Source organism: Modestobacter sp. SYSU DS0875 (assembly GCF_054050915.1).
The window spans coordinates 1-11,573 of sequence record NZ_JBJHAH010000051.1; the positions used below are offsets into that span (position 1 = coordinate 1).

The 11,573-nt window shown below is 74.0% G+C and carries 10 protein-coding genes; all 10 read left to right on the top strand.

Annotated features, from left to right (window positions below; genetic code table 11):
• Nucleotides 1-391 precede the first annotated feature (391 nt).
• Nucleotides 392-2,464 carry an excinuclease ABC subunit UvrC gene (gene uvrC / locus ACI79Y_RS19365; RefSeq protein ID WP_457160059.1) on the top strand — a complete coding sequence of 691 codons (2,073 nt, stop codon included), beginning with the start codon at nucleotides 392-394 and terminating at the stop codon, nucleotides 2,462-2,464.
• On the top strand, nucleotides 2,461-3,399 hold the full coding sequence (gene rapZ / locus ACI79Y_RS19370) for an RNase adapter RapZ (RefSeq protein ID WP_457160060.1): 939 nt from the start codon (nucleotides 2,461-2,463) through the stop codon (nucleotides 3,397-3,399). The genes uvrC and rapZ overlap by 4 nt, the downstream gene beginning before the upstream one ends.
• A complete protein-coding gene (locus tag ACI79Y_RS19375; RefSeq protein WP_457160061.1) occupies nucleotides 3,399-4,361 on the top strand; it encodes a gluconeogenesis factor YvcK family protein in 963 nt (320 codons plus the stop codon). Before rapZ ends, ACI79Y_RS19375 begins: the two co-directional genes overlap by 1 nt.
• 139 nt (nucleotides 4,362-4,500) lie before the next feature.
• Complete coding sequence (gene whiA, locus ACI79Y_RS19380) at nucleotides 4,501-5,475, top strand: DNA-binding protein WhiA (protein ID WP_457085364.1); 975 nt, start codon at nucleotides 4,501-4,503, stop codon at nucleotides 5,473-5,475.
• 275 nt (nucleotides 5,476-5,750) lie between these two features.
• Nucleotides 5,751-6,755 (top strand): type I glyceraldehyde-3-phosphate dehydrogenase, encoded by a 1,005-nt coding sequence (gene gap, locus ACI79Y_RS19385; protein ID WP_457160062.1) that lies wholly within the window; start codon nucleotides 5,751-5,753, stop codon nucleotides 6,753-6,755.
• A complete protein-coding gene (locus ACI79Y_RS19390; protein WP_457160063.1) occupies nucleotides 6,755-7,948 on the top strand; it encodes a phosphoglycerate kinase in 1,194 nt (397 codons plus the stop codon). Before gap ends, ACI79Y_RS19390 begins: the two co-directional genes overlap by 1 nt.
• Before the next feature lie 9 nt (nucleotides 7,949-7,957).
• On the top strand, nucleotides 7,958-8,791 hold the full coding sequence (gene tpiA, locus ACI79Y_RS19395) for a triose-phosphate isomerase (RefSeq protein WP_457160064.1): 834 nt from the start codon (nucleotides 7,958-7,960) through the stop codon (nucleotides 8,789-8,791).
• Between the two features lie 40 nt (nucleotides 8,792-8,831).
• Nucleotides 8,832-10,601: an ABC transporter substrate-binding protein gene (locus ACI79Y_RS19400; protein WP_457160065.1), complete on the top strand. Its 1,770-nt coding sequence runs from the start codon at nucleotides 8,832-8,834 to the stop codon at nucleotides 10,599-10,601.
• A gap of 122 nt (nucleotides 10,602-10,723) precedes the next feature.
• A complete protein-coding gene (gene secG, locus ACI79Y_RS19405; protein ID WP_457085369.1) occupies nucleotides 10,724-10,957 on the top strand; it encodes a preprotein translocase subunit SecG in 234 nt (77 codons plus the stop codon).
• A gap of 211 nt (nucleotides 10,958-11,168) precedes the next feature.
• Nucleotides 11,169-11,510 carry an RNA polymerase-binding protein RbpA gene (locus tag ACI79Y_RS19410; RefSeq protein ID WP_457160066.1) on the top strand — a complete coding sequence of 114 codons (342 nt, stop codon included), beginning with the start codon at nucleotides 11,169-11,171 and terminating at the stop codon, nucleotides 11,508-11,510.
• The last annotated feature ends 63 nt before the right edge of the window (nucleotides 11,511-11,573 follow it).

The following is an 11,573-nucleotide window of genomic DNA, read 5'->3' on the forward strand; positions in this document are numbered from 1 at the left end:
GCGCGGACCCACCACCCCCCCCCCCCCCCCCCCCCCCCCCCCCCCCCCCCCCCCCCCCCCCCCCCCCCCCCCCCCCCGGGCCCCCCCCCCCCCCCCCCCCCCCCCCCCCCCCCCCCCCCCCCCGGGGCTCGGTCGTTCCCGCAGGCCGTCGCCGACCCGGCCGTGCCGCCGGGTCCGGGGTCTCAGCGGACTCCGCGCAGCTTGTGCTCTGCTCACCCGTGGTGAGCAGAGCACAGGCCCCGCCAGGAGGTGGGTGCGGCACTCCCCGCTGTGCCCGTCGGCGGGGGACGGCGAGGCGGTTGCGAGGACGACGGGGAGGGCGGGGCGAGGGCGTTCCCGCAGGTCGTCGGTGGGACGCCGGACCGTCGGCGTGCCGACATAACCTGGGGGCATGCCCGACCCGTCCACGTACCGACCGGCGGTCGGCAGCATCCCGGAGGACCCGGGGGTCTACAAGTTCCGCGACCCGGCCGGCCGGGTCATCTACGTCGGCAAGGCCAAGAGCCTCCGGCAGCGGCTGAACAGCTACTTCGCCGACGTCTGGGGTCTGCACCCGCGCACCCGGCAGATGGTCACCACCGCCGCCAGCGTGGAGTGGACCGTCGTCGGCACCGAGGTCGAGGCGCTCCAGCTCGAGTACAACTGGATCAAGGAGTTCGACCCGCGGTTCAACGTCCGGTACCGCGACGACAAGAGCTACCCCAGCCTCGCGGTCACCTTGAACGAGGAGTACCCGCGGCTGCAGGTCATGCGGGGCCCCAAGCGCAAGGGCGTGCGCTACTTCGGCCCGTACGCGCACGCCTGGGCGATCCGCGAGACGCTGGACACGCTGACCCGGGTCTTCCCGGCCCGCACCTGCTCCACCGGGGTCTTCAAGCGGGCCGGCCAGATCGGCCGGCCGTGCCTGCTCGGCTACATCGGCAAGTGCGCCGCGCCGTGCGTCGGCCGGGTCAGCCCCGAGGAGCACCGCGAGATCGTCGACGACTTCTGCGACTTCATGGGCGGCCGCACCGACCCGATCATCCGCCGGCTCGAGCGGGAGATGGCCGAGGCCGCCGAGCAGATGGAGTACGAGAGGGCCGCCCGGCTGCGCGACGACCTCGGTGCCCTCCGGCGCGCGCTGGAGAAGCAGGCCGTCGTCCTCGGCGACGGCACCGACGCCGACGTCGTCGCGTTCGCCCAGGACGAGCTGGAGGCCGCCGTCCAGGTGTTCCACGTCCGCGGTGGCCGGGTCCGCGGTCAGCGCGGCTGGATCATCGACAAGGTCGAGGACGTCACCACCGGGCAGCTGGTCGAGCAGTTCCTGCTCCAGGTCTACGGCGGCGTCGACGAGCAGACCGGCCTCGGCGAGGCCGGTGACTCCGTGCCCCGCGAGGTGCTCGTGCCCGAGCTGCCCGACGATGCCGAGGTGTACGCCGAGCTGCTCAGCGAGCTGCGCGGCTCACGGGTCTCCCTGCGCGTGCCCCAGCGCGGCGACAAGCGCAGCCTGATGGAGACCGTCGAACGCAACGCCAAGGAGTCCTTCGCGCGGCACCGGGTCAAGCGCGCCAGCGACCTCACCGCCCGGTCCCTGGCCCTCTCGGAGATCCAGGAGGCGCTGGACCTGCCCGACGCCCCGCTGCGGATCGAGTGCATCGACATCTCGCACGTCCAGGGCACCAACGTGGTGGCCAGCATGGTCGTGTTCGAGGACGGGCTGGCGAAGAAGTCCGACTACCGGCGCTTCTCCGTCGCCCAGGGCACCGACGACACCGCCGCGATGGCCGAGGTCGTCCGGCGTCGGTTCGCCCGGCACCTCAAGGAGGAGCAGGACCGCCGCGACGAGCAGGGCGTGGCGGCGGAGGAGGGCCGCCCCCGGCGGTTCGCCTACCCGCCGAACCTGCTGGTCGTCGACGGAGGCGCCCCGCAGGTGGCCGCGGCCAGCCGCTCGCTCGCCGAGCTGGGCATCGTCGACGTCGCGGTGTGCGGCCTGGCGAAGCGGATGGAGGAGGTCTGGCTGCCGGACGACCCCGATCCGGTCATCCTGCCGCGCACCTCCGAGGCCCTCTACCTGCTCCAGCGGGTACGCGACGAGGCCCATCGGTTCGCGATCACCTACCACCGGCAGCGACGATCGACGACGATGCTGGTCTCCCTCCTCGACGACGTGCCGGGGCTGGGCGAGACCCGGCGGAAGGCTCTGATGAAGCAGTTCGGATCGCTCAAACGGCTACGGGCCGCCACCGTCGAGGAGCTCACCGCGGTGCCGGGCATCGGCCGGCGCACCGCCGAGGCGGTCCTCGCGGCGGTCACCGAGCCGACGGCGACAGCGGCGGACGCCACCGCGGACCCCGAGCCCGAGGTGGAGCCGGCGCCGCAGTCCGTTCCCGGTGTCGACGCCGGTGAGATGGCGGAGGTGGGTCGGGTGCGGCCGGCCGCCGGCGCAGGGCTCGCGACCGGGGCCGGTACCGGGGCGGGGGCATGAGCGTGGCCGACCACAGCGCCCCCGCCGGGCCGCAGACCGACGTCCCGCCGTCCGCCGACGGCGCCAGCACCGAGGTGGCCCCGCTGGACGTCGTCGTCGTCACCGGGCTGTCCGGGGCGGGGAAGAACAGCGCGGGGAGAGTGCTCGAGGACCTCGGCTTCTTCGTCGTCGACAACCTCCCGCCGGCGCTGCTCAAGGCGATGGTGGAGCTCGGCGCCCGGGGTGACCTGCGCCGGTTCGCCGCCGTCGTCGACGTGCGCAGCCGGGCGTTCTCCAGCGACCTCGAGGAGTCGATCCGGCTGCTGGCCGACGCCGGCCACCGCCCGCGGGTCGTGTACGTGCACGCCCGCGACGAGGTGCTGATCAGGCGATACGAGTCGGTGCGCCGCGAGCACCCGCTGCAGGGCAGCGGTCGGCTCATCGACGGCATCGAGGCCGAGCGCGAGCTGCTCACCGGCATCGCCGGGGAGGCCGACCTGTGGGTCGACACCAGCGACCTGAACGTGCACCAGCTGCGCGACACCCTGGAGGCGGCGTTCGTCGCGGACGGCGCCCCGCCGCAGGTGGTGGCCACCGTGCTCAGCTTCGGGTTCAAGTACGGCCTGCCGCTGGACGCCGACCTCGTCGTCGACGCCCGGTTCCTGCCGAACCCGCACTGGGTCCCCGAGCTGCGGCCGCGGACCGGGCAGGACGCCGAGGTGCGCGACTACGTGCTCACGCAGGACCACGCGCCGGAGTTCATCGACGGCTACATGCGGGTGCTCGACCTGCTGCTCCCCGGGTACCGGCGCGAGGGCAAGCGCTACCTGACCCTCGCGGTGGGCTGCACCGGCGGCAAGCACCGCAGCGTCGCGATCGCCGAGGAGTTCGCCCGCCGGCTGAACGCCCTGGGAGTGCCGGCCAGTGCCCGGCACCGCGACCTGGGGCGCGAGTAGTGGTCGCGCCCGGAGGCGCACCGCTGCGCGTCGTCGCGCTCGGCGGCGGCCACGGTCTCGCCGCGTCGCTGGCGGCCTGGCGGCGGCTGACCACTGACCTGACGGCGGTGGTCACCGTCGCCGACGACGGCGGCTCCTCGGGCCGGATCCGCCGGGAGATCCCGGTCCTGCCCCCCGGCGACCTGCGGATGGCGCTGGCGGCGCTCGCCGGCGACGAGGGCAGCGCCCCGCAGGTGGCCGAGCTGCTGCAGCACCGCTTCGGCGGCAGCGGGGTGCTCGCCGGCCACCCGGTGGGCAACCTCATGCTCACCGGGCTCACCGAGATGCACGGCGGCGACAGCGTGCGCGCCCTGGGCGTGCTGGAGGAGCTGCTGGGCGCTCGGGGCCGGGTGCTCCCGATGGCCGGGGTCCCGCTGGACCTGGTGGCCACCGTGGTGAGCACCGACCCCGACGACCCGCAGGAGACCCGGCGCATCCGCGGCCAGGTCGCCATCGCCTCCACCCCGGGGCGGGTCCGGGACATCCGGGTCTCGCCGGCCGACCCGCCGGTACCCGAGCCGGTGCTGGCGGCGATCGCGCGCGCCGACGTGGTGTGCCTGGGGCCGGGGTCCTGGTACACCTCCGTGCTGCCGCACCTGCTCGTGCCACGCCTGCGGGCGGCGCTGGCGGCGAGCCCGGCGCGGGTCGTCGTCGTGCTGAACCTGGAGCCGCAGCCGGGCGAGACCGACGGCTTCTCGCCCCAGGAGCACCTCGCCGTGCTGCAGGCACATCTGGGAGGCGTGTCGCTGCACACGGTGATCGCGGATGCCGCTGCAGTTGTTGACCGGCGTGGTCTCCTGTCTGCTGTGCAGGGATGCGGGGCAGAACTGGTGCTGGCACCGGTCGCTGCGTCCGACGGCACACCACAGCACGACCCCGCGCGGCTCGCCGCGGCACTGGCCTCCGTGGTCGGTGCCCGGTGAACGAGCGGCGGGGGAGTCGGGCACCGGGGCACCGGTGCCCGACCGGCACACCTGGGGGAGAGGGAAGACCGCTGATGGCGATGACGGGATGCTCGAGGACCGGTCGCTCCGTGCGGGCACGGGGGTGGACGACGTGGCGATGACCGCGATGGTGAAGGACGAGCTCTCCCGCGTGGAGTGCACCAGGACGTCCGAGCGCAAGGCCGAGGTGACGGCGCTGCTGCGCTTCTCCGGCGGCCTGCACATCGTGGGCGGCCGGGTGGTGATCGAGGCGGAGCTGGACACCGGCTCGGTGGCCCGCCGGCTGCGCCGGGACATCAGCGAGGTCTACGGCTACACCAGCGGGGTGAGCGTGCTCGCCGGCGGCAACATCCGCCGCGGCGTGCGCTACCTGGTGCGGATCGCCAAGCACGGTGAGGGCCTGGCCCGGCAGACCGGCCTGGTCGACCAGCGGGGCCGGCCGGTGCGGGGCCTCCCGCCGTCGGTCGTCTCCGGTGGGATCGGCGACGCGGAGGCGGCCTGGCGCGGGGCCTTCCTGGCGCACGGCTCGCTGACCGAGCCGGGGCGTTCGTCGTCCCTGGAGGTCACCTGCCCCGGCCCGGAGGCCGCCATGGCCCTGGTCGGCGCGGCCCGCCGGCTCGGGATCGCGGCCAAGGCCCGCGAGGTCCGCGGCACCGACCGGGTCGTCGTCCGCGACGGTGACGCCATCGGTGCACTGCTGACTCGGATGGGCGCGCACGACGCGGTGCTCGCCTGGGAGGAGCGGCGGATGCGCCGCGAGGTCCGGGCGACCGCCAACCGGCTGGCCAACTTCGACGACGCCAACCTGCGCCGCTCCGCGCGCGCAGCGGTCGCCGCCAGCGCCCGTGTCGAGCGGGCGCTGGAGATCCTCGGGCAGGACGCACCCGAGCACCTGCTCGTCGCCGGGCGGCTGCGCCTGGAGTTCGGCCAGGCGTCGCTGGAGGAGCTCGGCCAGCGCGCCGACCCGCCGATGACGAAGGACGCTGTCGCCGGACGCATACGGCGTCTCCTGGCGATGGCCGACAAGCGCGCCAAGGACCTCGGCATCCCGGACACCGAGTCCGTGGTCACCGACGACATGCTGGCCCAGTAGCGGGAGGACCCGTCCTCCTCATGCCTCGCGGGCTGGCGCGAGCCTCTGGACGGGGCCGGGCGGCACCTCGCCAGACGTCCGCGACGTCTTCCTGACCTGGTCGGGAAGACGTCGCGGACGTATTCCGGGGTGTCCCCGGGAGTCCACCTGGCGGCGTCGGGGGAGGCCGTGGGGGGCCGATAGGGTGTGGGCGGAATGTGGCCGCGCACCCGCGCGGCCGACGGTGCCGCTGGGCCGACCGGTCCGGCTGGGCAACACGGTCTGGGAGGTCCGCAGTGACGGTACGGGTCGGGATCAACGGGTTCGGCCGGATCGGCCGCAACTTCTATCGGGCAGCGGCCGCCAGCGGTCAGGACATCGAGATCGTCGCGGTCAACGACCTGACCACGAGCGAGACGCTGGCCCACCTGCTGAAGTACGACAGCATCCTGGGCAAGCTGGCCGAGGACGTCGCCGCCGTCGACGGCGGCATCAAGGTCGGCGAGAAGACCATCAAGGTGCTGGCCGAGCGCGACCCGGCCAACCTGCCCTGGGGGGAGCTGGGCGTCGACGTCGTCGTCGAGTCCACCGGCTTCTTCACCAAGGCCGACGACGCGCGCAAGCACGTCGACGCCGGTGGGGCCAAGAAGGTCGTCATCTCGGCGCCGGCCACCGGCGACGACCTGACGATCGTGATGGGCGTCAACCACGAGCAGTACGACGGCTCGCAGACGATCATCAGCAACGCGTCCTGCACCACCAACTGCCTGGCCCCGCTGGCCAAGGTCCTCAACGACGCCTTCGGCATCGAGCGCGGCCTGATGACCACGATCCACGCCTACACCGCCGACCAGAACCTGCAGGACGGCCCGCACAAGGACCTGCGCCGGGCCCGCGCCGCCGCGCTGAACATCGTGCCGACCTCGACCGGAGCGGCCAAGGCCATCGGCCTGGTGCTCCCGGAGCTCAAGGGCAAGCTCGACGGCTACGCGCTGCGCGTCCCGGTGCCGACCGGCTCGGCGACCGACCTCACCGTCACGCTGTCCCGCGAGGTCACCGTCGAGGAGGTCGACGCCGCCTACAAGGCCGCCGCCGCCGGTCCGCTGGCGCCGTACCTGGTCTACACCGACGCGCCGATCGTCTCCTCCGACATCGTCACCGACCCGGCCTCCTGCATCTACGACGCCGGGCTGACCAAGGTCTTCGGCAACCAGGTCAAGGTCGTCGGCTGGTACGACAACGAGTGGGGCTACTCCAACCGCCTCGTCGACTCCGTCGTCCTGGTGGGCAGCAAGCTCTGATGCGGTCCGTCGACGAGCTCATCGCCGACGGGGTGTCGGGTCGGCGCGTGCTGCTGCGCGCCGACCTGAACGTCCCGCTGGACAAGAACAGCGGCGAGATCACCGACGACGGCCGGATCCGGGCCAGCGTGCCGACGATCGGCGCGCTCCGCGAGGCGGGCGCCCGCGTCGTCGTCGCCGCCCACCTCGGCCGGCCCAAGGGTGAGCCGGACCCGCAGTTCTCCCTGGCCCCGGTGGCCGCGCGGCTCGGTGAGCTGCTCGGCACCACGGTGCCGCTCGCTGCCGACGTCGCCGGCCCGGACGCCACGGCAAAGGCCGCGGCCCTGGCCGACGGCGACGTCCTGCTGCTGGAGAACGTCCGCTTCGAGGCCGCCGAGACCAGCAAGGACGACGCCGTCCGCGGCGAGCTCGCCGACCGGCTCGCCGGCCTGGCCGAGCTCTACGTCGACGACGCGTTCGGCGCGGTGCACCGCAAGCACGCATCGGTGTTCGACGTCGCGCAGCGGCTGCCGCACGCCGCCGGCCGGCTCGTCGCCCGCGAGCTCGAGGTGCTCACCCGGCTCACCGAGAGCCCCGAGCGGCCCTACGTGGTCGTCCTCGGCGGCTCGAAGGTCAGCGACAAGCTGGGCGTGATCGAGGCGCTGCTGCCCAAGGTCGACCGGCTGCTGATCGGCGGGGGGATGACCTACACCTTCCTCGCCGCCCGGGGCCTCGAGGTCGGCACGTCGCTGCTGGAGGCCGACCAGGTCGACACCTGCAAGCGGCTGCTGGCCGAGGCCGGCGACCGCATCGTGCTGCCGGTCGACGTCGTCGTCACCCCGGAGTTCAGCGCCGACGCGCCGACCCGGGTGCTGCCGGCCACCGGGATCCCGGCCGACGAGATGAGCCTGGACATCGGGCCGAAGAGCGTCGAGCTGTTCACCGAGGCCCTGTCCGGGGCGCACACCGTCTTCTGGAACGGGCCGATGGGCGTCTTCGAGCTGGCCCCCTTCCAGGGCGGCACCCGCGGGGTCGCCCAGGCGGTCGCCGGCGTCGACGGGCTGTCCGTCGTCGGTGGTGGCGACTCGGCCGCCTCGGTGCGGCAGCTGGGCCTCGACGAGGCCGCCTACGGCCACATCAGCACCGGCGGCGGCGCGTCGCTGGAGTACCTCGAGGGCCGGGAGCTCCCCGGCCTCGCGGTGCTCGCGGACTGAGGCGGCGGCATGGCACGCACGAAGAGCACCCCGGCGCCCCGGGAGGGGCGCCGCCCGCTCATCGCCGGCAACTGGAAGATGCACCTGACCCACCTCGAGGCCATCGGCCTGGTGCAGAAGCTGGCCTTCTCATTGAAGGAGCAGCAGCTGGAGGCGGCCGAGGTCGTCGTGGTGCCCCCGTTCACCGCGCTGCGCAGCGTGCAGACGCTGGTGGCCGGCGACAAGCTGGAGATCGGCTACGGCGCCCAGGACCTCTCGGCGCACGACTCCGGGGCGTACACCGGCGAGGTGAGCGGGGCGATGCTCGCCGCGCTGGCCTGCCGGTACGTGCTGGTCGGCCACTCCGAGCGGCGCACGCTGCACGGGGAGGACGACGCCGTCGCGGCGGCCAAGGTCCAGGCCGCGCTGCGGCACGGGATCGCGCCGATCCTGTGCGTGGGGGAGGGGCTCGACGTCCGCCGGGCCGGCGCCCACGTGGCGTACTGCACCGACCAGCTCGACGCTGCCCTGGCCGGCCTCACCGCCGAGCAGGTCGTCGGCGCCGAGGGCGTCGGTCCCGGCATCGTGATCGCCTACGAGCCGGTGTGGGCCATCGGCACCGGTGAGGTGGCCACCCCGGATGATGCGCAAGAGGTGTGTGCGGCGCTGCGGGCGCGGCTCGCCGAGCGCTTCGGCGCGGAGACGGGCGCTCGCGTCCGTATCCTCTACGGCGGATCGGTGAAGGCCGGCAACACGGCCGGCATCCTCGCCGGGCCGGACGTCGACGGAGCGCTCGTCGGCGGTGCCAGCCTGGACGCTGACGAGTTCGCATCGATCTGCCGACACGCCGCCGACGGGAGCTGACCGCCGCCGGCACCGACCCGGGCGGAGCAGCACCACGGTGATGCACAGCAACGACCGACGGCCGGTCCGCCGTCGTACCCGAGAGGGCGCGGCGCGACCGGCCGTCGTGCTGGCGGCCCTGCTCGTCCTCGTGGTCCTCAGCGGGTGCGGCACGGGCAACACCGGGGTGGCCGGGGTGCCCACGCAGAGCGGCGAGGTCAACAGCGGTGTCGACGGGGTGCGGAGCCCCTCGGACGAGCCCGGCGGCACGCTGCGCCTGGTGGCCGGGGAGATCGACAGCCTGGACCCGCAGCGCTCCTACGTGCCCGGCGTGTGGAACCTGATGCGGCTCTACGTGCGCACCCTGGTCACGTACTCCTCCGAGCCCGGAAGCACTGACGAGCTGGTGCCCGATCTGGCCACCGATCTCGGCACGACGACCGACGGCGGCCGCACCTGGACGTTCACCCTCCGGGAAGGCGTGCGGTTCGAGACCGGACGGCCGATCACCTCCCGCGACGTCAAGTACGGCATCGAGCGGTCCTTCGCCTCCGACGTCGTCGTCGGCGGGCCGACCTACGTCGTCGACCTGCTCGACGACCGGGCCGACCCGTACGCCGGGCCGTACCAGGACGAGACGCCGGAGCGGCTGGGGCTGCCGGCGATCGCCACACCCGACGACCGGACGATCGTCTTCACCCTCACGACCCCGACGCCGGACTTCCCGTTCGTGCTGGCGCTGCCCTCCAGCAGTCCGGTGCCCGCGGAGAACGACACGGCCGGCAGCTACGGCGCCGACCCGATCTCCTCCGGTCCGTACGCGGTGGCCTCCGTCGACGCGCAGACCGGCGTGGTGCTCGAGCGCAACCCGGAGTGGGACCCGGCCACCGACGACGTCCGCACCGGGCTGCCGGACCGGGTGGTGGTGCGCAGCGGGTTGTCCAGCCTCGCCCGCGACCAGGCGCTGCTCGCCGGCTCGGCGGACGTCGACCTGTCCGGCACGGGCGTGCAGCAGGCCACCGCGGCCCGGCTGGGTGACCGCGGCCTGGAGGGCCGGATCGACGACGTGACCACCGGGGCGCTGCGCCTGCTCGCGCTCCCCACCACCGTCGCGCCGATGAACAACGCCGAGTGCCGGGCGGCGGTGGCCGCCGTGATCGACCGGCGTGCGGTGCAGGACGCCCTCGGCGGTGCGGGCAACGTGGTGCGCACGTCGACGCTGTGGCCGCGCGCGCTCGACGGTGGCCCGGAGGACGAGGAGGTGGACGTCGACCTCTCCCTGGCCCGGGAGAAGCTCGCCTCCTGCGGTCACCCCGACGGCTTCAGCACGGCCTTCGCCGTGCCGGACGTGCCGACCATCGTGGAGATGGCCGGCGTGGTCGCCGGGCAGCTCGCCGAGGTGGGCATCCAGGCCGAGGTCCGACCGCTGGACCCGGCCACCTACTACGCCACCGACATCGGCAACCGGGACGCCGTCACCGCCGGCGGCTACGGCCTGGTGCTGGCCACCTGGACCGCGGACTTCCCCACGCCGGCGTCCTTCCTGGTGCCGCTGGTCGACGGGCGGTCGCTGCGCCCGGTCGGCAACACCAACTACGCGCGCCTGGACGACCCGCAGGTGAACGGGCTGATCGACGCGGCTCGTGCGGCGGCGGAGCCGGCGGTCGCAGCCGACGCCTGGCGGCAGGTGGTGCGCGCGGTCGAGGAGACGGCCACCTACGTGCCGCTGGCGGAGAACCGGGTGCAGCTGCTGGCCGGGCAGCGGCTGCGCAACGGACTGGTGATGCAGCCCTACGGCGGGTACGACGTCGCCACCGCCGGCGTCCGCTGACCGCCGGGTCGCGCCGGCAGGCCGAACGACCTGACGGCATCGGTTAGGCTGGCAGGTCGAGAGCCCCCGACGGCTGGGGTCCACCGCCCCACACCCCCGGTCCACGGGACAGGAGACGAACTGTGATCGAACTGGCCCTCAACGTGCTGCTCGTCCTGCTGAGCATCGGGCTGATCGTGCTGATCCTGCTGCACCGCGGCAAGGGTGGTGGCCTGTCGTCGATGTTCGGTGGTGCGGCCGCGTCGTCGCTGGCCGGCAGCTCGGTCGTCGAGAAGAACCTCAACCGGGTCACGGTGCTCTTCGGGATCCTCTGGACCGTCTGCATCGTCGCCCTGGGCATCCTGATCAAGGCCTGAGAGAGGACCCCCTCGCCCCACCGTCGCGAGCTCGCGGCGAGCCTCCGGACGAGGCCGTGGGCGGGTGCCGCTGGCAAAAGGCATCCTTCCGGTCGCGTGCCGGTACCGACGGTGTCCGCATCGTGACCTGCGCAACGCCTGGCAGGCCCTAGACTGCCCGCACGGTGATCAACTCGTCACCGCCGACGGAGCCGACGTCAGGGGGCCGTTCATGGCTGGTGGGAACGCGATCCGGGGCAGCCGAGTGGGTGCTGGCCCGATGGGAGAAGTCGAGCGCGGTGAGGCGGCCCCGCGCCACCGCGTCGGTTTCTGGTGCGCCAACGGGCACGAGTCGCGGATCGCCTTCGCGGCCGAGGTCGAGGTGCCCGAGACCTGGGACTGCCCGCGGTGCGGGCTGCCGGCTGGCATCGACCAGCAGAACCCCCCGCCGGCGCCGCGGACCGAGCCGTACAAGACGCACCTGGCCTACGTGCGGGAGCGGCGTTCCGACGAGGACGGTGACGCACTCCTCGAGGAGGCGCTGACCCGTCTGCGCGCCCGCCGCGGCGCCTGAACGACCGGGGGGCCGCGGGGCGGCGCCCCCGGGCCCCCGGCGGGCCCGCCCGGGCGCAAACCG